General features: G+C 37.2%; 18 protein-coding genes. 9 read left to right on the forward strand and 9 right to left on the reverse strand.

Features of this window, described 5'->3' with window-relative positions:
* Positions 1–19: 19 nt before the first annotated feature.
* From E4T88_RS14140 to E4T88_RS14155, 4 genes are all read left to right on the forward strand, one after another.
* Positions 20–3,064, forward strand: coding sequence for a SusC/RagA family TonB-linked outer membrane protein (locus E4T88_RS14140; RefSeq protein ID WP_135106528.1), 3,045 nt, complete (start codon positions 20–22; stop codon positions 3,062–3,064).
* Between the two features lie 11 nt (positions 3,065–3,075).
* Positions 3,076–4,653 carry a RagB/SusD family nutrient uptake outer membrane protein gene (locus E4T88_RS14145; RefSeq protein WP_135106530.1) on the forward strand — a complete coding sequence of 526 codons (1,578 nt, stop codon included), beginning with the start codon at positions 3,076–3,078 and terminating at the stop codon, positions 4,651–4,653.
* A gap of 78 nt (positions 4,654–4,731) precedes the next feature.
* Positions 4,732–6,342, forward strand: a complete 1,611-nt coding sequence (locus E4T88_RS14150; protein WP_135106532.1) for a glycoside hydrolase — start codon at positions 4,732–4,734, stop codon at positions 6,340–6,342.
* 161 nt (positions 6,343–6,503) lie between these two features.
* On the forward strand, positions 6,504–8,423 hold the full coding sequence (locus E4T88_RS14155) for a glycoside hydrolase family 43 protein (RefSeq protein WP_135106534.1): 1,920 nt from the start codon (positions 6,504–6,506) through the stop codon (positions 8,421–8,423).
* On the opposite strand, the gene E4T88_RS14160 is transcribed toward E4T88_RS14155, so the two are convergent.
* The 9 genes from E4T88_RS14160 to E4T88_RS14200 all read right to left on the reverse strand — a co-directional run bounded on the left by E4T88_RS14160 (position 8,418) and on the right by E4T88_RS14200 (position 20,859).
* The gene (locus tag E4T88_RS14160; protein ID WP_135106536.1) at positions 8,418–8,723 is read right to left on the reverse strand and encodes a hypothetical protein; all 306 of its coding nucleotides are present in this window, start codon (positions 8,721–8,723) and stop codon (positions 8,418–8,420) included. The genes E4T88_RS14155 and E4T88_RS14160 overlap by 6 nt on opposite strands.
* Before the next feature lie 4 nt (positions 8,724–8,727).
* Positions 8,728–9,531 (reverse strand): methionine ABC transporter substrate-binding lipoprotein MetQ, encoded by an 804-nt coding sequence (gene metQ, locus E4T88_RS14165; RefSeq protein WP_135106538.1) that lies wholly within the window; start codon positions 9,529–9,531, stop codon positions 8,728–8,730.
* A 131-nt stretch (positions 9,532–9,662) separates the two neighbouring features.
* Positions 9,663–12,233 (reverse strand): M14 family zinc carboxypeptidase, encoded by a 2,571-nt coding sequence (locus E4T88_RS14170; RefSeq protein WP_135106540.1) that lies wholly within the window; start codon positions 12,231–12,233, stop codon positions 9,663–9,665.
* An 89-nt stretch (positions 12,234–12,322) separates the two neighbouring features.
* Positions 12,323–13,243, reverse strand: coding sequence for a hypothetical protein (locus E4T88_RS14175; RefSeq protein ID WP_135106542.1), 921 nt, complete (start codon positions 13,241–13,243; stop codon positions 12,323–12,325).
* A gap of 95 nt (positions 13,244–13,338) precedes the next feature.
* Complete coding sequence (locus E4T88_RS14180) at positions 13,339–13,602, reverse strand: hypothetical protein (RefSeq protein ID WP_135106544.1); 264 nt, start codon at positions 13,600–13,602, stop codon at positions 13,339–13,341.
* Between the two features lie 62 nt (positions 13,603–13,664).
* Positions 13,665–14,846 (reverse strand): trans-sulfuration enzyme family protein, encoded by a 1,182-nt coding sequence (locus tag E4T88_RS14185; protein WP_135106546.1) that lies wholly within the window; start codon positions 14,844–14,846, stop codon positions 13,665–13,667.
* A gap of 140 nt (positions 14,847–14,986) precedes the next feature.
* Entirely contained in the window at positions 14,987–16,372 is a 1,386-nt protein-coding gene (locus E4T88_RS14190; RefSeq protein ID WP_221411805.1) for a pyridoxal-phosphate dependent enzyme, read from the reverse strand.
* An 80-nt stretch (positions 16,373–16,452) separates the two neighbouring features.
* Positions 16,453–17,805 carry a RagB/SusD family nutrient uptake outer membrane protein gene (locus tag E4T88_RS14195; RefSeq protein ID WP_135106548.1) on the reverse strand — a complete coding sequence of 451 codons (1,353 nt, stop codon included), beginning with the start codon at positions 17,803–17,805 and terminating at the stop codon, positions 16,453–16,455.
* A gap of 39 nt (positions 17,806–17,844) precedes the next feature.
* Positions 17,845–20,859: a SusC/RagA family TonB-linked outer membrane protein gene (locus tag E4T88_RS14200; protein ID WP_167755467.1), complete on the reverse strand. Its 3,015-nt coding sequence runs from the start codon at positions 20,857–20,859 to the stop codon at positions 17,845–17,847.
* An 856-nt stretch (positions 20,860–21,715) separates the two neighbouring features.
* Here E4T88_RS14200 and trhO point away from each other — a divergent pair.
* From trhO to pstB, 5 genes are all read left to right on the forward strand, one after another.
* Positions 21,716–22,750, forward strand: coding sequence for an oxygen-dependent tRNA uridine(34) hydroxylase TrhO (trhO, locus tag E4T88_RS14205; protein WP_135106552.1), 1,035 nt, complete (start codon positions 21,716–21,718; stop codon positions 22,748–22,750).
* A gap of 413 nt (positions 22,751–23,163) precedes the next feature.
* Positions 23,164–23,979 (forward strand): PstS family phosphate ABC transporter substrate-binding protein, encoded by an 816-nt coding sequence (locus E4T88_RS14210; RefSeq protein WP_135106554.1) that lies wholly within the window; start codon positions 23,164–23,166, stop codon positions 23,977–23,979.
* Positions 23,980–24,004: 25 nt separating this feature from the next.
* On the forward strand, positions 24,005–25,213 hold the full coding sequence (gene pstC, locus E4T88_RS14215) for a phosphate ABC transporter permease subunit PstC (RefSeq protein ID WP_135106556.1): 1,209 nt from the start codon (positions 24,005–24,007) through the stop codon (positions 25,211–25,213).
* Between the two features lie 2 nt (positions 25,214–25,215).
* Entirely contained in the window at positions 25,216–26,070 is an 855-nt protein-coding gene (pstA, locus tag E4T88_RS14220) for a phosphate ABC transporter permease PstA (RefSeq protein WP_135106558.1), read from the forward strand.
* A gap of 13 nt (positions 26,071–26,083) precedes the next feature.
* Entirely contained in the window at positions 26,084–26,830 is a 747-nt protein-coding gene (gene pstB / locus E4T88_RS14225; protein ID WP_135106560.1) for a phosphate ABC transporter ATP-binding protein PstB, read from the forward strand.
* Positions 26,831–26,882: the final 52 nt, after the last annotated feature.

Genomic DNA, 26,882 nt, shown 5'->3' on the forward strand with positions numbered 1-26,882 from the left:
AATATAACATATATCTAACATGAAAAAATATCTAATATTCCTATTGTTAACCTTGCCTCTCTATCTTTTTGCTCAGAATAAGGTGGCTGTAACAGGAAAGGTTACATCAGCAGTTGATAATGAACCGCTTATCGGAGTTACAGTTGTAGAGAAAGGTTCGTCGAATGGTGTTCTGACCGATTTAGATGGTAATTATAGTTTGCCGAATGTTTCGCAAGGCGGTACTGTCGTTTTCTCAATGATAGGTTTTGTTTCGCAAGAGATAAAAGTCGGTCAGGGAGGAGTAAGGAATATATCTATGGCAGATGATACAAAGATACTGGATGATGTTGTAGTCATTGGCTATGGTGTAGTAAAGAAAAGTGACCTTACAAGTTCCATTACTACAGTAAAAGGCGATGATCTGAAAAGTATAACATCAGGAAATGCGCTATACTCGCTCCAAGGTAAGGCTAATGGAGTACAGATTACGGGAGAAGGTGGTCCGGGTAGTTCACCTCAGGTTATTATACGTGGGGTTACTACTATTAATGGTTCTAGTCCGCTCTATGTTGTAGATGGCGTACCGATTGGGACTAACATTAATTTTCTCAATCAGGATGATATAGAAAGTATAGAAGTGTTGAAAGATGCTTCAGCATCAGCAATCTACGGTACAAGAGGTTCAAATGGTGTCATTATGGTGACTACTAAAAAGGGTAGTGCAGGTAAAACCAGATTTCAGGCAAATGCATCTTTTGGCTTTCAGACATTGAATAAGCCTAAAATGGCAAATGCTACAACTTACGAAAAAGTATTTAAAGAAAGATATACCAATGATGGTAGCGTTCCTGTGTGGAATACGCCTGAAGGTTCGGGAAATACAGATTGGTGGGATCAGACAATAAATGATTTTGCATATACACAAAACTATAATATCAGTTTTCAGGGAGGTGTAGACAAATTTACATATAGTGGTAGCCTTGGTTATTTTCGTCAGAACTCACAATATGATGTCGGTTACTGGGAGCGTATAACAGGACGTTTCAATACTGAATATAAATTTTCAGAAAAAGTAAAAGCCGGGATTGATTTTGCCCCTCGTTACGAAAGTTGGGATGATACTCCAAATTTGTTTGGAGCAGCAATGAAAATGGATCCCACTACACCTGTATATAGAGCTAAAGAAGATTGGACTTCAAATTCGTTAAATAACTATGCGCGTTCCTATAATAATCAGGAATGGAATCCGGTAGCTACTCTTGCCCGTCAGAACAAGCATAGCAATGAGTACGGTTTAATGATGAATCCATATGTGAGTGTAGAGCCAATAAAAGGATTGACTTTTCGTACTCAGTTCAGTGTAAATGCTCGTTTTAGAATGACAGATGAATTTACGCCAAAATTCTTTATCGACAATCTGGAACAGAATGCAGAGTCTAAAGCTGAACGTAAATCATATAACTGGGTAGACTGGAACTGGACAAATACCCTTAACTATATGAAAACTATTGAAGAGAAGCATAACTTCAATTTTATGGCTGGTTATACAATGGAAAGATTCGCTGAATATAATCTGGTAGGTTCTCGTGAAGGTATCCCGAGCAACATCTCCGAACTGCAATATGTGAATGCCGGAACAATAAATCCGAAAGCAGAAGGAACTAATATTTACAGTTCATTGCTATCTTATCTTGGACGTGTAATGTATAATTATGATAACCGCTATTATGTGACAGGATCTGTTCGTGTAGATGGTTCATCTAAATTCCCGTCAGGAAGTAAATATGCTACATTTCCGGCAGTGTCAGTTGCTTGGAGAATTTCAGAAGAAGCATTTATGAAGAACCAGAGCGTTGTTTCTAATCTTAAGTTGAGAGCCGGATGGGGACGTGTCGGAAATCAAAGTATTGATCCCAATGCTTACCTGAATCTGATAGGAGCAGGAGATTATGTTTTCGGAGCTAACGGAGATCGTTATGTAGGAACTGCAATCAGTTCAGTTGGAAATAATAAACTGAAATGGGAAACAGTAGAGGATTATAATCTGGGGATTGATGCCAGCTTTTTAGATAGCCGTCTTGAAATCACTGCAGATCTCTTTTCTAAGAAGTCAAAGGATATGCTTATGAAAAGACAAAATCTTCTAATCTTGGGTTATCCGATGTGGAATGGTGAGATGTGGACAAACATAGGTAGTATGGAAGCTAAAGGTTGGGAGTTATCTATTAACTGGAGAGATAAAATAAGTGATTTTACCTATGAAGCGGGAATCAATCTTTCAGGAGTGAAAAATAAGGCTAAGACCCTGGTAGATAATACACCTGTACTTAGAGGAGGCTTTTTTAATGACTATATTATCCGAAATGAAGAGGGTGGCGAAATCAGCCGTTTCTATGGCTATATTGCTGATGGAATATTCCAGAATCAGACAGAAATAAATAGTCATACAAGTAATAATGGAACACTTCTTCAGCCAAATGCACAACCGGGAGACATTCGTTTCAAAGATTTAAATAATGACGGAGTATTGGACGAAAGCGATAAAACCTATATTGGTAAAGCTTTTCCGGATGTTATGGTCGGATTAAATATCCGTTTGGGTTATAAAGATTTCGATTTAGTGTCTAACTTCTATGGAACAATCGGGAATGATATATACAATAGCGCAATGGGAGGTCTGTATGCAGGAACCGATGGGCAAAACGTTTTTGCAGATGCATACGACAAAGCTTGGAGAGGCGAAGGAACAAGCAATTTTTATCCACGTCTTTCTGTTAATGACAAGAACTTAAACTATCGCCGTGTTTCTTCTTTCTTTGTTGAGGATGGTTCATATTTCCGCTGCAAACTATTACAGTTGGGATATACATTACCAAGGAAGATGACAAAAGGTATCGGAGTTCGTATTTCTGCTTCGGCTCAGAATCTATTCACAATTACTAGCTACTCGGGTATGGATCCGGAAAGAGCGTCAATGGGAGCAAACGTGAATGGTACTTACAGTGTGTTGGAAGCCGGAATCGATAATCTGGGTTACCCTAATCCTCGTACATTCCTGCTAGGTGTTAACATTAACTTTTAATCAGAAATAAAATGAAAAATATATTCAAAATATTCATATTTGGAGCATTTGCGCTATTGTCGAGTAGTTGCTCCTCCTTCTTGGATGAACCTGTTTTAGGTCAGGAAAATCTCGATACATATTTTCAAAGTGAAGAGGAGTGTTTAAAGCAGCTGGCAGGATGTTACCAAGGTATATTCTGGGATGGCTGGTGGCAGATAGCAGCACCAAATGTAGGCTTTGATATGGCTACAGATGACTTATGGATGGGCAATACAACTCAGTCTCAGAGTGACTGGCTAAGAATGGCTCATTATGGAAACCCGAAGCAAGATGGGCCTTTAAGCAATTATTGGCAATATCGCTATAAGTCAATATTGAGATGTAATATTGTTATTGAAAAAGTAGCTACAGCGCCTATTTCAAATGAGGATTTACGGAAGAGAATTATAGCAGAGGCTAAGTTTTTACGCGCATTTAATTATTTTGAGCTGGTTAAGAATTACGGCGGAGTTCCTGTTATTACCGGAATGAAGTTACCAAGTGAAATTCAGGGTATACAGAGAGAAACAGTCGAGGGTACATACGCTGTAATAGAACAAGACCTGAAAGATGCAATTACTGATTTACCTCTTAAAAGTGAGTATTCTTCAGCTGATTTGGGACGTGCGACACAAGGTGCAGCAATGGGATATTTAGGAAAAGCTTATCTGTATCAGGGAAAATACAAAGAGGCATTTAAAATACTGGGAGACTTGATTAATACTCAGGAGTACGACTTATGTACCAATTTTAAAGATGTATGGTCTATTGCGAATAACAATAGTATAGAATCTTTATTCGAAGTACAATACAGTTCTGATATAAGCTATAGCCTTGGAGGTCGATTGCCTGTATTTACCGGTTCTCGTGACGATTCGGGATGGTCGTGGGGATTACCTACCAGCAATCTGGAGAAGGCTTTTATTGATGCAGGTGACACAGAGCGTCTTCGCTGGACAATCGTGAAAAATGGAGACGACGTTCCCGGAGACGATACCGATGAGGGTAAGGATTATGTTATATCTCCGGATAAACACAAATCAGCTCGCATCAACAGAAAATTTTATGTACCACATGATTTGCGTCCCAGCCCTTATGATTCGGATCATAATAATTTGAATCATCGCTTACTTCGTTATGCGGATGTACTGCTTATGTATGCAGAGGCTGCGAATGAAGAAGGAAATGACAGCGAGGCTCGTAAAGCTTTGAAGAGAGTGAGAGACAGGGTAAGCCTGCCGGAAGTAACGGCATCCGGGAAAACATTGCGTGATGCGATCAGGTTGGAGAGAAGGCTTGAGTTAGCACTTGAGTTTCAACGTTTATATGATATTCGCAGATGGACAGATGACAACGGAAAGAAAGCGATATGCAATATTATGGGTGAAAATGGGACATTTGTCAGGTATAATATGGTTGAATCGACAGATGAATATGAAATAACAAACCAGAAAGAGAACAGTAATAAAGGTATAACATTTCAGGAAAACAGAGACTTGTTATTCCCTATACCTAACACTGAAGTTCTTCTTTCGGGTGGAAGCATCGCTCAAAATCCTAATTTTTAATTGGGATAAGAGGTATTTAGGCTCGGATAGTGTACTCAGAGGTGGGTACACTATCTATATTAATTAAACATGATACTTATGAAGAAAATACGATGTATATTATCCGCATGGCTGCTTTTGGCTGCTTTTTCCTGTAATGATGGACCTGATCCGACAATAGCCCCTGATAAAGGTTCCGGCAATGAAACTCCGGAAGGTTCAGAGAACGTGGTTATCAATCTCAGTCAGACATATCAGACAATAGAAAATTTTTCGGCATCCGATTGCTGGGCACCTAACTATATTGGTACCTATTGGGCTGACGAAGAGAAAGAAGCGATTGCTAAGCTTTTATTTTCAGCCAAGGTTGCTGATGGACAACCCGAAGGTATAGGTTTATCGGGATGGCGTTTTAATCTAGGTGGTGGTACAGCTCAGCAAGGTGCTGCCAGCGGAATAGAAGATCCAGCCAGACGTGCCGAATCATTTATGAGCCCTGTTGATGGTACATTAGACTGGACAAAGCAAGCCGGGCAACAGTACTTCCTGGAAAAGGCAAAGCAATATGGTTGTGAACAGTTCGTCATGTTTAGTAACACTCCTCCTGTATATCTAACCCGTAATGGTAAGGGATATTCGGATATGGGAGCTTATTCAAATCTGAAGGATGACAGTTACGATGATTTTGCTAAATATATAGCAACTGTTTTAGATTACTTCAAATCGAATAAAGCAATAAACTTTACCTATATCAGCCCGGTTAACGAACCTCAGTACAATTGGGAAAGCGGACAAGAAGGTTCGGGTTGGCAGAATAGTGAAATAAAAAGGCTTACCGTAGAAATAGATAAGGCAATAGAGGCAAAAGGATTAAATACTAAGATATTGTTAGGTGAATCCGGTGCATGGAATTATTTATATGAAACGGATGGCGATGCCGGAAGGAAAAATGTTATCTATAACTTGTTTGATAATACTTCGTCTAACTATGTGGGAGATCTGACTCATGTGGCTCCAGTTATTGCCGGTCATAGCTATTGGACAGACGGAAGTTGGCAAACAATGGTAGATGTAAGGTCACAAGTGGCATCGAAGGCATCAGCAGCAGGATTGAAGGTTTATCAAACCGAATGGAGTATGCTCGGCGATGGCTATGGGAATGAATTTATTGGCTTCGACAATGCCTCGTATATGGACATTGCCTTATATATGTCGAAAGTAATACATTGCGATCTCGTGTATGCCAATGTCTCATCATGGTCTTACTGGACAAGTCTTGATCTGGAGCGTTGGAGTCATAAAAACAGATTCTTGCTGATAAAAGTAACTCCTGCAGGAGGTGATTACGGAGATATTACACAAAGTGGTACACACGAAGCGACTAAGACTTTGTGGGTTTTAGGTAATTATAGTTTGTTTGTCCGTCCTGACTATAAACGAGTAGAACTTAAAATGGAAAACACATCCAAAAATCTCTTTGGTAGCGCATATCTATCACCCGATGGTAAAAAACTTGTTGCTGTTTACACCAATTTATCTTCAACCCGCTATGATGTGAGTGCTGATATTGGTAGTGCGGAGGTGAATTCAATAAAAACATATACAACAAGTCAGACTCAAGATTTGGCAGAGGCGGTTGTTCAGAATGTAGGGAACTCTATATTTGTTAATCCAGCTTCTGTATTGACGGTTGTATATGATTTAAAATAAGAAATATAGTGTGCTTTTATGGAATAAATAAAATCCGGGAAATTTATCTATTTATAGAATTATAAACATGAAATAAGAAACAAAAGTGACAGGAATAAACTCTGTGAAAACTGTCACTTTTGTTACTTTTTTCTGATAGATGTGCTGATAACTAATTTATTATGAAAATTGTGAGATTTATATTATTTGTTACTTTTTTGTCTGTTATACCCCATGTGATTTTTTCTCAGGAATATCGGACGGGTATTCAAGAAAAAGACTACGTAGCTTATCTGTTTACCTATTTTACCGGGAATCAGGTAGAGGAAGAAGCTATTCATTATGCAATCAGTGCAGACGGTTATAACTATTTTTCTTTGAATAACAATAAGCCTGTTGTTGATTCCAAGATTATAAGTTCGACCGGAGGTGTCCGTGATCCTCATTTGTTGAGATCAGAAGATGGTAAAAGCTTCTATATGGTAGTTACCGATATGACTTCGTCTGAGGGATGGGATTCAAATAGGGCGATGATCTTGATGAAATCTGATGATTTAATAAATTGGACATCAAGTATAATTAATATTCAGAAAAAATACTCCGGTCAGGATGATCTGAAAAGAGTATGGGCTCCACAAACAGTTTATGATCCGGAGGTCGGTAAATATATGGTATACTGGTCTATGAAACATGGAGAAGGAGAGGATGTTATATATTATGCATATGCAAATAATGATTTCTCTGACTTGGTAGGTGAGCCAAAGCAATTGTTTTTTCCATCCAATGGTAAATCGTGTATAGATGCGGATATTGTTTTGAAAGGTGGTGTCTTCTATATGTTTTATAAAACAGAAGGACATGGAAATGGTATCAAGCTGGCAACAACGACTTCTCTTACGTCTGGAAGATGGACAGAACATGAAGGGTATAAGCAGCAAACATCTGATGCTGTTGAAGGATCTAGTGTGTTCAGAATGATAAATACCGATACGTATATTTTGATGTACGATGTATATATGAAAGGGAAATATCAGTTTTGTGAGAGTACCGATTTGGAGAGTTTTAAAGTTATAGATCATGAAATATCAATGGATTTTCATCCTCGTCATGGTTCTGTTATTCCTATTACAAAAAAAGAATTAGAGTCACTTATTGATAAATGGGGAAAACCCGAGAGCTATCCTCTGCTACCGAATAATCCAGTATTAGCAGGTTATTATGCCGATCCCGATGTTCTTTATTCCAATAAGACTCAGAAATATTATATTTATCCTACCAGCGATGGATTTGACGGATGGGGTGGCTATTACTTTAAAACCTTTTCTTCTGATAATCTGAAAGATTGGAAAGATGAGGGTGTTATTCTAAACTTGAAAAACAATGTTTCGTGGGCAAATGGAAATGCATGGGCTCCTTCTATTATAGAAAAGAAAGTTGGGAATGACTATAAGTATTATTATTACTTTAGTGGAGGTAAAGATGGAGGTTCTAAGAAAATTGGAGTTGCAGTAGCCGATGATCCTTCAGGGCCGTTTTTAGATTCGGGAAGTCCGCTTATTGATTTCAAGCCTAAAGGTGTAGATGGAGGACAAGAGATTGATCCGGATGTGTTTTGTGACCCAAAGACCGGAAAGAACTATATCTATTGGGGTAATGGCTATATGGCCGGAGCAGAGCTAAATGCTGATATGATCTCTCTAAAAAAGAAAACTATTAAGGTAATGACTCCTGATAATACTTTTAGAGAGGCTGTTTATGTATTCTATCGCAAGGGTTTGTATTATTTTTTGTGGTCAGAGGATGATACTGGTAGTGCCAACTATAAAGTACGCTATGCTACAGCGAAATCACCGTTAGGTCAATTGACAATTCCTTCGGATAATATAGTGATAATGAAAGATGATTCCAAAGCAATTTTTGGAACAGGGCATAACTCTGTTTTACAGATTCCCGGCAAAGATGAGTGGTATATTGTTTACCACCGTATATCTCGTCCTGATGGTATTAAGAAAGTTTACCCGGGGACTTCACGTGAAGTGTGTATGGATCGACTTGAATTTGAAAAAGATGGAAGTATAAGGAGAGTGATGCCTTCGTTATAGATTATAGTCCAGATTGATATAAATAAGAAAATCCAGTGAATTTTCACTGGATTTTTTCTTTATCATCATTTGTCTGATTAGATCCAAAATAGATATGTTTCCATATCCGTCTCGGGGGAAAAATACTCCGCGAAAACCTTTAATGTTTGGAAATACATTCTGAGGAAAATAGCATTCAGGGATTTCGTTATATTTAGCCCATCGGCCTACTGATACAAGGCTAATGAGGTCGATCCCATATGATGACAATTTGAAAATGACTTCCTTCTTTAGATTTGCTCCTGTTCGTTTTCCTGCCATTTGGTTACCAACCTTTTACGGCACCACCTTTAAATACTTCGGTAGCTACTTTATCTACTTCGTCTGACTGATATGCCTGAACGAATTTTTTTACTTTCGCCTCTTCTTTCTTTTCTTCTCTTGTAACAATAAGATTGACATAAGGAGAGTCTTTATCTTCGACAAACACACCATCTTTGAGTAGTAGTCCAGCTTGCCCTGCAAAGTTATTGTTGATAATAGACAAAGCTACTTTTGCATCATCTAAGACTCTAGGTAATTGAGGGGCTTCGAGTTCCAGTATCTCCAGATTTTTAGGATTTTCTACTATATCAACTAGCCTTGGAGCTGTTACTCCTTCTTTAAGTTTTAGCAACCCTACTTTTTGTAATAGCAACAAAGCTCTGCTATTGTTAGCTGCATCATTGGGGATGACTACTGTACTTCCGTCTTTTAATTCATCCAAGCTTTTGATTTTCTTTGAATATGCTGCCATAGGATATATAAATGTATTTCCAGCAATAGCAAATTTATATCCGCGACGTACTATTTGTTCGTCTAAGAACGGCTTCGTCTGAAAAACATTAGCATCAATATCACCCTGATCTAATGCTGTGTTTGGCATTATGTAATCATTAAATTGAACTAGTTCTACATCGAGTCCGTATTTCTCTTTTGCTACTTTTTTTGCCGCTTCAGCTATAACATATTCAGGTCCCGAGGCTACACCGACTTTAATATAGTTAGGGTCGTTGTTCTTTTTACCTCCGCAAGAAGTGAGTAGCATTATAAGCGCAGATACAATAATAAATCCGTTTATAATTTTCATATTGATTTTCTGTTATATTAATTAGTAAATAATTGGAGAGGCCATTAATAATCGTTGTCTCCAATAATAAATTAATAGCCTCAACTTTTTATCTTTACAAAAGCAACTAATCTAACTATAATTTAAAAAACTTAAGGTCTGTATCGTCCCGGAGAAGAAAGATTGCTTCCAAAAAAGATAGCGTTAGTCAATATTCGTCCGCTACTTAACCAATACCCTCTAAAAGTAGGCGATTCCGCAAACAGAACAACAGTTCCTTTACCTTTGTTTTCGAAGACTACTAAAGGAGCATTCTTTAGTTCCTGTTGATTCTTCTTTGTCAAAAATCCGCTTATTTGAGGTTTATCTGTCAATTGTAGAACTGTAGCGTAATTACTTTTAGGTCTTGGTAATTTGTAATTACTGGTTTTGATTGCATATGTTTCTCTCGATACTATTCCGAAGGCAAGAGGATTGGTTATATCCAAATCTGCATTGAATATAGCGCCGCCAATTCTCTGAGGACCTTCGTTTTCTCGTTGTGAAATATAGTCTAATCGTTTATATTCGTTTTTGCTTCTCGGAACGCTATCAGGAACGAAACCTATTACTATTTTATTATCAATAGCCCATTTAGAAGCACCTTCTGATGTGATAAGTGTTCCTCCGTTAGCGACCCATTGTTGCAGCTTTCCGATAAAGTTAGGAGACAATGAGTTGTAATTGCCATCTGATAAGATTATTGATGTATAACGATTGAGGTCTGCCCAATCAGCTGAAGCTACATTGATTTTGGTTAAAGGTATATTTAATCTGTTGCCTAACAAAAACCAGGTTTCACCGACATCTGTCCAATTTATTCCACTTCCGACCAATGTCGCTACAATAGGTTTTTCTACTCTTCTGATATTATTGCTACCTAAGTCTATACCAGTGGTGCTGAAACCAGTTGTTACTCCTAATATTTTTATATCTGTCAGCTCGGCTGCCTCTTTTACTATATTATACAATTGGTCGGAAGATATGTTTTGATATTCAACAGGGATGACTATTGCTCCTTTGTTAAACTTATATTCTGTTCCTGCTACAGAAGCAGAGAAGTCTTTGTATGCGGCTTTTACAACAACACCTTTGTCTAGTAGATAGTACAGAGACTTAGATGCTAGGTAGTCAGTATAATTAAATATGTACGCATAGTCAGATTTTTGACTGACTCCTCCTTTCTTTATCTGAGGGATATCTGTTACTTTTTGTCCTTGTCTTACTGCTCCTTTTACTTTCACAAATGGTATTCCATATCCATGTACAGTGCTCCATGCTGTAATGTCCATAAATATACTATCTACAAATGTTGTGTTTTCTTCGAATACAGCATTTAAAATACGATATTGAGGTTGAGAGAATGGCACAACATAAGCATTCCCCGGTTCAAAATCTTTTCCATTTTGAGAAAACTTGTCAGGGAGTTCATACACATCTATTTTATGGCTAAGTAAATGATCGAGAAATAATTTTGTCAGATTGTTATCATTTTTGTCTCCGAATACAATATACTTGTCAGCTCTTTTATTCGCTAAAGAAAGTGCACTGGAGAAGAAATCTTTCTGATGTTTGAATAATACGTCTTTCTCTGCTACTGCGGCTTTTATTGCTGCTATGCTGGTAATAACATTGTCTTTGATGTTTCGGGAGAATTTTCTTACCCCCACTTCGGTTTCTATTTCTATTCCGGCTGAGCTTCCTACTTCGAGGGTAGTGCCAACACCTCCTTGAAAATCGGGATAAGTAGATCCATAAATTGGTGAAATATTGTCAAAATCTTCTTTTGTATAGTAAAGAGATCCTATTTTATCCAAAGATTCCGAATAGTATTTCGCTAATATAGGATTTAACACATTGTATGTTTCTTCGGGGATTGTTGGGTTCCATGTGCTGCGTGGTGGCGACGGCTCGAAGTAATAGGCACTGTTGCTTCCCATTTCGTGATAGTCGGCATATATATTAGGATACCATTTGTGGTAAAAATCAACTCTTGCTTTACTTTCAACGTGTACCAGTGGAAACCAGTCACGATTAAGATCTGTCCAAAAGTGATTTCCTCTATGTGGTGTAAATCCTCCGGCATGCTCTATATCATTCGGATCGGATACAGGAGGAAAGGATTTGAATGTATTAAAATATGAGGCAGCTCTGTCTCTTCCATCAGGATTTAATGCCGGGTCGATCAAAACAACTGCTTGTTCCAGATTTTTGATTGTTTCATTGTTTGTAGAAGCTACAAAGTAATATGCGGCAAGTATTGCAGCTTCTGTTCCGGCTATTTCTCCTCCATGGACATTATAACCTAAGTGCACTATGACTTTTTGATCATTATTTGAAGAGGAACTCTTAGGATCTATAAGTTTTAAGTGATTTTGACGTATAGATTCCAGATTCTTTTGGTTGTCAGGACTTGTGACAATGAGTACAACCTGCTCTCTGTTTTCGTAAGTTTTCCCTATAACTTCGAGTTGCGCCCTATCGGATAAATTATCCAGTAACTTGTAATATTCAACAACTTTGTCATATCTGGCTAATGACGAACCAATGGGAAATCCAAAAAACTGTTCGGGGGTAGGTATTTTAGGATCGAACTGATTATCCCTCCCGAAATAATAGTCGTTTTGAGCAAAGGAATATAGCCCTGCTATAAATAGCAGGATAATAATAGCAAGTTTTTTCATATTCTATTTTGATTAAAAACCTCCAATACCAATTTGCCGTCGGAGAAAGAGGTGAGTTATTTGTCTGAGATGTTTTAGCTGTTTTTTTACTATTTGTTGAGCGTAAGATACTTAGATTCTATTTGCCGGATTTGGGCTAATTGAATATCCCGGCTTAGACGAAGAAATCCATAGTCATGATTATATTGCTGTCCTTCAGTTAAAACCCATTTTATAAAATCTTTAACTTCGGGTTTGGTTGCTGCGGAGTTGTTAATCACAAAACCTATTTTTTGTATTGGGATTAGGTCTACATCTTCATTCTCAACGAGGGTTAACACATCGTCTATTGTTGACGATTCCAATACTTCTCGATACTCCTTTTTTATATCTAGTGGCAATAGCTTTATATCTGATTTTAGTTGACGGGTAGACAGATCATATAAATAAGATAGGCTATTGAATGTTACGCCTGTATTATCTTTATTTATCGCGTTTAGTAGAAATATATCATCTCCTGCTATTTTTGTACCTCTTAAGGTATTTGCCGGATAACCAAAATGTGCAGCAAAAACACTGGCTACAGATTCTTTTTTATTGCCTGAGTATACTGTAAATCGTTCTGCTAGTTTTGATGGTTTACTATCGTCTTCATCCAAAAGATCTTTTTCGAAAAATATTTCTCTTAATTTTTTCTTGTTATACTTTTCTTTTTCGAGATTCTCTGTATAGATATAATTTTTGGAGACAATTGGCAGTAATGCATATTTCACTACATAAAAAACATCTTTGCCATATAGTAAACTATCGGGTTGATCAGTTATAATTAATTCTATATCTGCGTTTGAATTATTTTTATGAGCATCTTCTATTTTTAGACCTGAATTAACATTTTTATATTCAGATACCCACTTACTCACTAATGGCGAAACCAGTTTTTGGCTTTTGATGGATATTGTATTTTGGGCATTAAGCGATAATGCTAAAATGAATAATATTATTGTTGTAAGAACTTGCTTTATAGCTTTCATAATTTTGAAATTTTATATATAAAATGAGCCAATATTGCTAGAGGCGCAATATCAAATGAAAATAAATAGTAAAATATTGAGTGGGGGAGTTGGAATCAACAACAATGCATTCGCATTGAGAAAAAGAGGAAGGAAGGTAATAGTAAAGAACGAGCAGGAACAGAGATAATTCCTGCAACATAATCATCACTTTTTTCGTGTTGTGATGCTTGTTGGTTTGGCTTTTTCAACTTAGCAATGCTGTTTCGAATGATTTTCATTTTTTTCAATATTCTATAAGATATATTTATAAAACTATCTGATACAAAAATAAAAATATGAATGGCTTTATAAAATACCACAATCATGGTATTTTGCATGCAACGATCTATATAAATTGCGTAAGATAGAACCAAATGGCACTATCCTACGCAATATGAATTTAGAGATAAGTATCCAATGCCTTTTTAAGATCAGTAATAAGATCTTCTATATTTTCTATACCTACAGACAAGCGTATCAGGGTATCTGTTATACCTATAGCTTCACGTTCTTCTTTTGAAACAGAAGCATGAGTCATTAATGCCGGCAGTTCGATAAGAGATTCTACACCTCCAAGACTTTCGGCCAGTGCAAATAGATGAAGAGATTCTAGAAAGTGTTTCGAATTATCTATATTTCCTTTTAGTTCAAATGAGATAATTCCACCAGAACCTATTGTTTGTTTTCTTGCCAAATCGTATTGAGGGTGGCTCTTAAGACCCGGATAAATAACCTTCGTAACATTCGGATGTTCTTCTAAAAAAGCTCCAATTAATAAAGCATTTTCTTCGTGCTTTTGCATTCTTAGGCCTAATGTTTTAATTCCTCTTAAGGTGAGGTAAGAATCGAATGGGGATAAAACTGCGCCTACTGCATTTTGATAGTACTGTATTTTGTGATATAAATTATCATCAGACAGCATAACAGATCCGCCCAAAACATCACTGTGACCTCCAATATATTTCGTAGAACTATATAGGACAATATCAGCTCCTAGACTAAGTGGTCTTTGAAAATATGGAGAGAGAAAAGTATTGTCTACTACCAAAATTAATCCTTCCTTTTTCGTGATGGTTGATACTGCGGCTATATCCGATAATTTAAGTAAAGGATTAGTTGGTGATTCCAGCCACACTAAACGGGTATTAGGACGTACGCTTTTTTCTAAATTCAGGATGTCTATAGTATCAATATAGGATACCTCGATCTTATACTCATTGAATATTTTGTTGAATAGCCGCTTCGTTCCGCCATACAGATCGTCAGAGGCAATGATATGATCTCCTGCTTTTAATAAGGCTAATATTACACTTGTTTCAGCAGCTAATCCGGAACTGAAGGCAAATGCGTATTTTGCATTTTCAAGAGCAGCTAGTTTTTCTTCCAGAGCTTTCCTGGTTGGATTCAACGACCGCGTATATTCGTATCCGGCAGTAGGTTCCTCAACTTTCTCTCTGGCGAAAGTGGTAGACAAATGTATTGGGACTACAACATCTCCGGTTGCTCCATCTCTGAAATCAGGTGTTTCTCCTGCATGAATTGCTTTGGTGTCAAATCCATATTGACTATATTTATTTCTCATATCGTTTTAATTATTTTATTTTTATTAAATTAACTTTAAGATCGGCATCCAGCTCAGGAACAATACTAAAGCGAGATTTTAGAAATTCAGCATTACCTGTATCTAAAATGGATACATTTCTCATGAAATTCGTCTTTTAGTTATGCTTGTACAATGCGATTATTATTGATTTTAGTAAGAATGTCTATTTTCGTGACTAATCCCACAAAGAGTCCTGCATCACCTTCTAATATAGCTACGTAACCGTCGTTGAGTATATCAAGGAGTTGTTCGTAACTGGCAGTATATGGTATAGTGACTAGATTTTTAGCCATTATCTGAGATACCGGTGTCTTGTTTGTATATCCCTCTATATATGCCTTTAATAAGTCTGAGTCATCTATAATCCCTACTGCTTTATTATTTTTGAGTATAGGTAATTGAGAGATATCGTAAAGCTTCATTTTTTTATATACAGTCAGTAATGTGTCAGAAGGTTGCGCATATATTATGGCTTTATCTTCTATATTACGTTGTGCAAAATCTCTAAGATCGTTGTGTACTTTTTTATTTTCTAGCCCATTGTCTTGTAGCCAGTAATTATTGTACATCTTCGATAAATACTTGTTTCCACTGTCGCAAACGAGAGTCACTACGCGTTTCGGTTCTGTTTGTTCCTGACAATATTTAATGGCAGCCGAAAGAAGTGTTCCTGAAGATGATCCGGCAAGAATGCCTTCTTTATTAAGGAGTTCGTATACTGCATCAAAACTCTCTTTGTCTGATATGGAATAAGCCTTTTTAGTAAGGGAGAAATCGGCTATTGATGGGATGAAGTCTTCACCTATACCTTCTACCAACCACGATCCTGAGTCGGATCGTATAATTCCTTTATTTACATAATCGGCTAATATTGATCCATTGGGATCGGCTAATACAAATTCTGTTTTATCAGAAACCTTCTTAAAAAAGTGAGTTAGTCCCGTCAATGTACCTGAAGATCCAACTCCCACAACGACAGCATCAACATCTTTATTCATTTGCTGCCATATCTCGGGACCTGTGGTAGTTTCGTGGGCTAGGGGGTTAGCCGGGTTTTCGAACTGGTTAATGTAATAAGCTCCTGTGTCTTTTGCTATTTGCTGTGCTAAATCCTGATAGTATTCGGAGTGTCCTTTTATTACATCAGAACGTGTGATTATTACTTCGACGCCTAAGGCTCTGAGGTGATTGATTTTTTCCTGACTCATTTTGTCGGGAATCACCAGTTTCAATTTATAGTTCTTCATCTTAGCAATGAGGGCTAACCCTAAACCCGTATTGCCTGCTGTTGCTTCTATTATTGTATCTCCGGGTTTCAACTTTCCTTCTTGTTCGGCAATGGTTATCATCGATAATCCTATACGATCTTTTATCGAGCCCCCCGGATTTTGGTTTTCGAGCTTGACAAACAATCTACATTTGCCTGTATTTATTTTTGTAATTTCTATCATAGGCGTGTTGCCCACCATATCTAATACACTATTTGTAACATTATACTCTTTCATCGTTATAATATTTACTTGTTGATATAATAACTTTGGCTGATATCACAAACCTGTAATATCAGCCAAAGGCAAAATATTTATCAATAGCCTGGATTTTGTTCAACATCAGGATCCGATAATATATCTGAAGCGGGGAATGGAAACAACCAATAGTCGGTATTTGTCAGACCGAGGACTGAACCTGTCCTTTTTGTTCTAACCAGATCAAACCAACGATGAGGTTCGAAAGCAAATTCTATACTATTCTCATCTTCAATAGCTTGAATTATTACATCCTTGTCAGAGCTGTCAAAATCGGGTATATCTGCCCTGCCACGAACCTTATTTAAGTCTGATAAAGCACCTGATATATCCGGAGTTGCTTTTTTTATCCTGGCCTCAGCCCGTATTAAGTATAGCTCTGCAATGCGAATAACATAAGCCGGGTCGGTACTTGTTGATACGGTATTATACAATACTCCGTATACTGAGTTTCCGCTACCTTTTATAATTTCTTTTCTTGTTCCCCCTACATCCGAATCGTTCAGTTTGGCAACTAATGCATCCGACGGCTTTAAGGTATATTGCCCTCCTACAGTACTTGGATACCAAAGATTCCAGTAACTATTTTTGTCATTTGATGTAAAAGTTAATTCAAATACAGATTCCGGAGACAGAAATGGTGAAGTAAAAAAGGTTTTAAAAGGTTTCACCAGAGAATATTTGGTACTGTTGATTACCGATGTAGCATATGTTTCCGCCTCTGCCCATTGTTCTCTATAAAGATGGAGTCTTGCTCTTAAAGCTCTAGCCGCATTTTTTTGAGCTCTGTTGCGTGTTGTCGAATCGTCTTCAGGAAGTAACTCTTCGGCTTTTGTCAGATCGGCAAGTACCTGATCGTAAGTCTGAGCGAGAGTACTTCTTTTTATCCCTGATAATGCTCCCAAATCTGTTGTTGGGTTCAATTGAAGTTGTACTCCGCCCCATCCGCGAGCGAGGTCGAAATAGCCAAGGGCTCTTATGAAGTATGCTTCGCCTAGAATCTTATTCTTCTCAGCTTCAGTAAATAATGGATCATTTACATTCCCGATAGCTGCGATTATAGAATTTGCAGAGTTGATGCCCGCATAAATAGTTTGATAAACATAAACAGTACCGGCATTATCAGGAGAAACCGAATTCTGATCGAGTTGTAAGTATTGGCTCAATGTCCCATTGTAGGAAACATTGTCTGCCGTTATTGTTCCTAATGTTATGTAATAATTAGAATAATAATTCTGAACTGAATTATACGCTCCGATAATAGCAGCATTTGCTGTTCCTTTATTCGTTATTGCAACCGTAGAAGGTATAGAATTTGTGGGAGACAAATCTAGAAAATCCTCACAAGCAGTGAACAATAAGAGTGTTGAGAGAGCTGCTATGATAATTAAGTTTTTATATAACTTTTTCATTGTTTTTGTTTTTGTGGAACTTAAATATGAATTCTTTTTTTAGAATGTAGCATTCAATGTGAGCTGAATAGTGCGTGGTTGTGGCACTGTTGCCCAATCGTATCCATAAGTATTCTGGCTACTACTTTGTGCATTTACTTCCGGGTCGAGCCCTTTATATTTTGTAATGGTAAACAGATTGGTAACCGAGACTGTCGCTCTGAGTCTACTTAGTTGCAAATTTCTTATAATAGATTTAGGCAGATTGTAGCTTAGAGCCAGATTTTTGAGCCTGATAAACGAGCCGTCACTCAAATATCGGCTACTCATATTTGCAACATTCCCTCCATAGTTGTTTGCCGAACCTCCGTTGATAGTAGGGTCGCCACTATATGTGGTCAGACGAGGAATATCAGTTATATCTCCGGCTTTTTGCCATCTTTCTAGTTGTCTCGGAATAAAGCCTATATTGTTTTGAGTACCACCATGTACTAAGAAGAAATCGTGCATACTAAGTATTTTATTTCCTTGCTGAAAATAAAAGAATAGATTCAGTGAAAAATCTTTATAGGTAATATCATTTGTAAAGCCTCCGGTATAGTTAGGTAAGGCATTACCTACAATTTGTCTGTCCGCTGAAGTGATAAAACCATCCTTATTAACATCTTCATAAACAGCATTTCCTGTTTCAGGGTCTACATATAGCTGTTTGTACAAATAAAAAGAGTTTACTGAATAGCCTTCGCGTAATATGGATGCATTACGTCCCGAAGCTCCAAGGGTAATATCAGAAGCTAATTTCTCTATTTTATTTTTGTTCCATGATATATTAAATTCAGTAGTCCATTTGAAGTCTTTTTTATTGATATTAGTAGATTGTATTCCTAATTCAACCCCACTGTTTCTTACAGCACCATAGTTTTGAAGAAAAGATGTAAACCCTGAACGATAAGGAACAGGAACATTCAATAATAAATCGTATGTGTATTTATTATAATAGTCGAAACTAAAGCTTATTGCATTTTTCAGGATTGCAAAATCAAAGCCGAGGTCTAACTGACGAGTGGTTTCCCATGTCAGGTCTGGATTTGCCAGTTGAGAAGGGGCAGTGCCGGCAGTCTCTAAATAGTTCGATCCTGCTGACCATAAACCCAAAGCAGCGTATGACCCTATTCCATTTTGATTTCCCGAATATCCAAAACTGCCCCTAAATTTGAGCGCATCAAAGAAATTTATGTTTTTTATAAAACTCTCCTGACTTGCATCCCATGTAAGCCCAACAGACGGAAAGTAGCCCCAACGCTTGTTCTTCCCGAACTTAGATGAGGCATCAGCCCTTATGCTTCCATCTATTGTATATTTATTATTATACGTATAACTAGCTTTTCCAAAGAATGAAAGTAATCTACTTTCAGACTTGGATGCTGAACCCGATTTAGTTGCTGCTACAGAAATATCTTTTAGATCATTGGTTGCAAAACCTTGTCCCGATGCACTGGTGTACTCCTCTTGTACAGCATTGACCGTATTTCCAAGTAAAACATTAAGCGCATGTTTATCTTTAAAGACTTTATTATAGGTGAGTAATTGTTCTGCTGTATAAACAATATTTTTAGCTTTGTATGAGGTAGCAGAACCATTAGTTGCTATCCCGGCACTGATAAATGTGTCAGCATAATTGCTTTCAGTCAGATCAGTATTATCTAAGCTCCAGCTTGAACGAAATTTAAGTTCTTTGAGAAGGTTATATTCCAAGAACAAGTTTCCGATAGTTCGCCATGTAGTAGCATTATTATCAAGATGTTCTATCAGAGCCAGATGGTTATCAAAACTTCCATATCTGGCATAACTTCCATCTTCATTGTAAATAGGTAAATATGAACGAACGAATATAGCTGAATTGATTACTCCTTTTGGATTGTTGTCATTGCTACTTATATTACGATATACTTTACTTAGGTTAATGCTTGTGCCTATTTTCAATTTGCTTGTTAAATTATTGTCATAGTTGAGTCGTCCCGAATAGCGCTCGAAATCAGAAGGTTTAACAACAGACTCTTGCTTGGTGTATCCGAGGCCGACATAGTAGGTACTGTTGGAATTACCTCCCTGCGCTGAGATTTCATAATTTGATAAGGCTGCCGTTCTAAATAAATCACTATTGCGATCGTATGTGGGCATAACGGAGGGATCAGCAAAAGGTAACTTTATGTCAGATGGAGACAATCCTCTATCGATACCTGTATTGTAGGCTGCTTCGTTAGCGAGTATAGCCGTTTCAGGGCCTGTTATAGATCGGAATTTTTTAATAGCATTTGCCCATCCATGAGACAGGGATACCGATATTTTCGCTTTTGTATCTTGTTTACCTCTCTTAGTTGTTATTATAACTACTCCATTTGCTCCTAATGATCCGTATATTGCGGTCGCATTAGCGTCTTTAAGTACAGTAATGTTCTCGATGTCTGATGGATTAATATCCGATAATGGATTTGACTGAGTTTGTCCTCCCATACCGGTAGATATGAGATTGCTGTTGCTAATAAATACACCATCAATAATGTATAATGGGTCTACTCCTGCATTAATAGAGTTACTACCTCTTACACGAAAGATAACACCACCTCCGGGAACTCCGGTATTTGATGATATCTGTACGCCGGGAGCTTTTCCTTGTAATAGCTGGTCAAATCCGGAAGCCGCAGTTTCTTTTATTCCATCTGAAAGATTAATGGAAGTTATAGCTCCACTTACTGATCTTCGTTGTTGGGATGTATAACCTGTTACAACAACTTCGTCAAGAAAGTTAAAGTCTTCTTTTAATGATAGGATGATGGGTTCTTCTGCATCGTAAACATCAATATCTTGAGATTTATATCCTACCAGACTTATAGATAAAGTAGCGGGTAGAGCTTTGGTTACTTGTAACGAAAATCCGCCATGAGCATCAGTAAGAGTGCCATTTGTCGTTCCTTTTAAGGCGACGGAAGCTCCGATAATAGGCTCTTTGGTTTTATCGTCTATAACGTTCCCTCTTATAATGGTTTGGGAATAAAGCCCAAACGTAGATAGCATCAATAATACTAAAAATACATAAATATGCTTTTTAACACATGAGGGTTGATACTTTTTTTCCCAAAAAATAAATATATTTGTCATATTCTATTTTAGATTGAACACTTCCAATACCAATTGCCGTCGGAGGAGGAAGTGTTTATTTTTATAATTAAAACTTCTCTTTTTTATATACGATTGTAACACATCTTGCTTATTTGTATAACTCAAGAATATTATAAAAATTCTTGATGCAAAATTCAATCAGTTAACTTTTGTTTACTAATGAACTATAATAAGTCAAAATAAAGAATGTAAGGGGAAAGTATTATCTACAACAACACATTCGTGCTGAAAAGGAAGGGGCTGTATTAAGTAGGCTAGGAGATAGAAGGTAGTTGATTTTACAAAAGCGAAAGAGTAAATTCAGCTTTTTGTATTTGATTGATGAATGGTTTATTCGCCGAGACGGTAAATAAACCTCTAGTAGTTTTTCCATAATCATTTTCATATTTTTTGTTTAACTTATATAACAATTGCAAAAATATAAGACTTTCGTTTAATCATAAATACCATAAATGAGGTATTTATTGTTGAGCCATTAACTCATTTAAAACAATAAGTTATGATGTGCAATGAAATTATTTTTGACAAGTAATCCGAAACAGTAGATTATCTCATCGAGAGACGGATTTCGCTTACGGTACAACAAAACTTTATAGCGAACAACGATACCTATCTGTACTTAAGGTAAACATTCACCTATCTCACATTGATTATATCTATTAAATCTTCACTTATATCAGTAAATCATATTATATATTTGTACTCGTATCGAAACTTATAATCTGTTCAACTATTTTAATTAATATATAAAATGCAATTATATAATACATTAAGTAACGAAGAAAGAGAAAAATTAATAGACCAAGCCGGTGTTAACAGGCTTACTTTATCATTCTACACTTATGCCCACATCGACAATCCGCAACAGTTCAGAGACGAACTCTTTGTCAGATGGAGCGAGCTCGATGTGCTGGGACGTATATATGTAGCCAAAGAAGGGATCAATGCCCAATTATCATTACCCGCTCATAATATGAGTGCCTTTAAAGATTTTTTGGACACTTATAACTTTATGAAAGACATCAGGTTGAACATAGCAGTAGAGCATGACAATAAATCTTTCCTTAAATTGAAGATAAAGGTAAGAGACAAAATTGTAGCCGATGGGCTTAACGATAACACCTTTGACGTTACAGACATAGGCATTCATCTGAAAGCACAAGACTTTAACAATATGATGGACGATCCCGATACCATTGTCATTGATATGCGTAACCATTACGAAAGTGAGATAGGGCATTTTGACGGGGCTATCACTCCCGATGTTACTACATTCAGAGAATCGCTTCCGATTATAAATGAGCAATTGAAGGACTACAAAGAGTCTAAAAAACTACTGATGTACTGCACCGGTGGTATCCGTTGCGAAAAAGCGAGTGCATATTTCAAGCACCAAGGCTTCAAAAACGTCTATCAGCTAGAAGGAGGCATTATTGAATATACCCGCCAAATAAAGTCAGAAGGACTGAAGTCGAGATTTATAGGCAAAAACTTTGTTTTCGACAATCGCCTTGGAGAACGAATCACCGATGATGTTATAGCTCATTGCCATCAATGTGGAGAGCCTTGCGATACGCATACTAATTGTGCAAACGAAGGTTGTCATCTTTTGTTTATACAATGCTCCAAATGTGCCCAAAAGATGCATAATTGCTGTTCCGATGCTTGCAAAAATATCGTTATACTACCTCAAGAGCAAAGAAAGATATTGCGCAAGGGCATTAAAAATGATGCGATGATTTTTAGAAAAGGGAAAGCTAAGCATCTTATCTCAAAAAACGAATAAAGAGAACACATTTTATTCGTAACTTGTCCGGTATCTACTATTGTTCAGACCAGATCAAAGGGTACTCCTTTTTATTTATAAAACATATAAGAGCCTGTTTAAATAAAATCTAAACAGGCTCTTACAATAATATTATCTTATTGTCAACCCCTCCTTATTACCCACCACTCTAAAAGCCATCTTAAATCTTAGAGAAACTTTCCGTGGATGTATACTTGGATATATAGGTACTTACATCAAATATTTTTTCATAAATATAAATATTACAGTCGATTAGTTGTTGTGTGATGGACTTTTGATGAAACAAATCTTAACGTAAACGTAACAAAATAGAAAAGAGGCTGTAACAACAGTGTAATAATTTTGTTGCTGTAAAAACAAGGGAATAAAATATCACTAAAAATAAAAAGATTATGAAAAAAACAATTTTGGTTTCTATAGCATTACTATCATTAAGTATTGGTGTTAGTGCTCAAAAGATTAAAGGTTCGGACACAGTATTGCCTTTATCGCAGAAAGAAGCAGAAAGTTTTATGAAGGCAAATCCATCCAGAACTGTTACAGTAACAGGCGGAGGAAGTGGAGTTGGTATATCTTCGCTTTTGGCAGGAACTACTGATATCGCACAAGCCTCAAGAAAAATTAAATTCTCGGAGAGACAACAGCTGAAAGATAAAGGGAAAGAGGCGAAAGAGGTAATTATCGCCTATGATGCACTTGCGGTAGTAGTACATCCTTCGAACAAAGTATCGAACTTAACTCGCGAACAACTGGAAGGTATTTTTACAGGAAAGATAACTAACTGGAAACAGGTAGGTGGAGCAGACTTAAAAATAGTTCCTTATTCTCGCGAAACATCATCGGGTACTTACGAGTTTTTTAGAGAGCATGTGCTGGCAAATAAAAACTATGTAAACGGAATAATGAGTTTGCCGGCAACAGGGGCTATTATCCAGTCGGTAGGACAAACGAAGGGAGCTATAGGCTATGTAGGGCTTGCTTATCTTAATAAATCAGTGAAAGCAGTGCATGTATCGTATGATGGAGGAAAGAAATTTATAGAGCCATCAGTAGCCAATGCCAAGAATAAGACTTATCCTGTTGTACGTCCTCTATACTTCTATTACGAAGCAAAATCAGAGAAAACAGTAAAACCTTTTGTTGATTATGTATTGTCAGCTAAAGGACAGAAAATAGTATCGGACGTTGGATTTATCCCTGTAAAATAACGATTTCAGAAACAAAAGGAATAACATGAAACAACTAAAACGAATATTAGAGCGGATAGTTGAAAGCATACTAACAGTTAGCGGTGCTGTTACAAGCATCGCTATACTCCTTATCGTAATATTCTTATTCAAAGAAGGATTCGGATTGTTTAATTCTCCTTCTGTCGAACATGGCTATACACTTGTTGTAAACTCTAAGAATGCAGTTAACAAATTAAATGTTCTTGAAATAAAAGAGATATTTGATTCAGAAATAACGAATTGGGCAGAGCTTGGCGGAGCAGATGAAGAAATAAAGATTTTCAGAATAGATGATATTTTTAATATGTATTCTGAAGAAGAATTTGGAGAAGATTATGCTCTACTACCGCAAAAGCTAGGTGAAGTGATTGCACAGAACCCGAATATCATAGCATTTTTACCCGAAAAATATGCTCCAACAAATATGCCCGGAGTGAAGGTGATTACAACAGGAAACATTAATGTTGAGGATTTTTTTGGAGGAAAGCAATGGATGCCCACAGCAACACCTGCTCCTTTATTCGGGGTATTACCTTTGATACTAGGAACTCTACTTGTGAGTATAGTTGCTATTCTGATTGCACTTCCTTTGGGGCTCGGAGTCGCTATCTATATATCAGAGCTGGCTAATGAACGAACACGCAAGCTTATGAAGCCAACTATTGAGTTATTGGCGGGAATTCCGTCTGTAGTGTATGGTTTCTTCGGCTTAGTGGTTTTGGTTCCGATTGTGCAAAAGGCTTTTCACTTACCTGTCGGCGAAACTGCATTTACAGGTAGCCTTATCCTTGCTATTATGGCATTACCTACCATTATAACTGTTGCCGAAGATGCAATGCGTAATACGCCTCGTGCTATGCGCGAAGCAAGTCTGGCATTGGGTGCTACCCATTGGCAAACTGTTTACAAAGTAGTTATTCCTTATTCGATATCGGGTATATCAGCCGCAGTTGTATTAGGTATAGGCAGGGCTATAGGTGAAACTATGGCAGTGTTGATGGTTACGGGGAACGCAGCTATAATACCACACTCTGTGTTCCAATCGGTGCGGACAATTCCTGCAACTATAGCAGCTGAATTAGGTGAAGCTCCGGCAGGAGGAGCTCATTATCAGGCTTTGTTTTTGCTCGGGTGTATTCTGTTTGTGATAACTATGATTATCAGTATTACAGCTGAGGCAATTTCTAAAAAGCAATATAATAAAGGATTATAGTTATGGATAAGAAATTAAGTCAGCGCATTGCATTTATTATATTTCGTATACTGGGTATAGCTGTAGTAGGTATCCTTTTCTGGATATTAGGATTTATTATCTACAACGGTATAAGTGTTATCAATTGGGAGTTTTTAACTTCAGCTCCAACAGAAGGTATGACCTCGGGTGGAATATTTCCGGCTATCGTAGGAACCATGTATCTGATTATAGGCAGTATGATATTTGCTTTTCCATTGGGAGTAATGTCTGCTATTTATACAAATGAATATGCCGGTAACAGCTGGATTGTAAAATTCATACGTGTAATGACCAATAATCTGGGGAGTATTCCTTCCATTGTTTTTGGACTTTTTGGTATGGCTTTATTTGTGAATACGCTCGGTTTTGGAGATTCTATTATTGCCGGTTCATTAACACTTGGCTTGCTTGTTCTTCCTCTTATTATTCGTACTACCGAAGAAGCACTCAAAGCTGTACCGGATTCGTACCGTACAGGAAGTCTGGCACTGGGAGCAACTAAATTACAAACCATTCGTAGGGTTGTTTTGCCTGCTGCTCTTCCCAATATAACTACAGGTTTAATTCTGTCTATAGGGCGTGTATCAGGAGAAACTGCTCCGATTCTATTTACGGTTGCAGCCTATTTCTTGCCTAAGTTGCCCGAAAGTATGTATGATCAGGTCATGGCATTGCCATATCATCTATATGTAATTGCCACTAGTGGTACCGATATAGAAGCCTCTCGTCCTATTGCTTACGGAACGGCATTGGTATTGATTGTCATTGTATTGTTTATGAATATTTTAGCTACTGTTTTAAGACGTTACTTCGGCAAAAAAGTAAAGACTAATTAATTAGAATAAGAAAATGATTGAAGCAAAAAATATAGATTTTTATTACGGAGACTTTCATGCATTGAAGGGTATAAATATGAAAATGGAGGCCAATACTATTACGGCTTTCATCGGACCTTCAGGATGCGGAAAGTCTACATTCCTACGCCTTTTTAATAGGATGAATGACCTTATCGACGGAACAAGACTTACCGGAGAGTGTTTAATTGAAAATGAAAATATATACGATAAGACAGTTCAGGTAGATGAATTGAGGAAAAGAGTGGGGATGGTTTTTCAGAAACCTAATCCTTTTCCCAAATCGATATTTGAAAACGTAGCCTATGGCTTGCGCGTGAATGACATGGCTGGTAAAAAAGATTTGGAGCAGCGAGTTGAAGAGTCTCTCAAGGCAGCAGCCTTATGGGATGAGGTGAAAGATAAACTAAAGAAATCGGCATTCGAATTATCGGGAGGACAACAGCAACGTCTTTGTATTGCGAGGGCATTAGCCGTTTCTCCCTCTATCTTGTTGATGGATGAGCCGGCATCGGCTCTCGACCCGATCTCTACTTCAAAAATAGAGGAATTGATCCACAATCTTAAGAAAGACTATACAATTGTTATTGTTACTCACAATATGCAACAAGCGGCTCGGGTAAGTGATAAAACCGGATTCTTCATGTTAGGAGAATTGGTTGAATTCAGCGAGACAAAAAAGATGTTCTTGAACCCGCAAAAGCAAGAAACTCAAAATTATATAACCGGAAGATTCGGTTAAGAAGGAGGTTGAATTAAAATTAGTTTCTTAAAATTACTATTAAAAGAAGAAA

The sequence above is a fragment of the Dysgonomonas mossii genome (assembly GCF_004569505.1).
Lineage (GTDB): Bacteria > Bacteroidota > Bacteroidia > Bacteroidales > Dysgonomonadaceae > Dysgonomonas.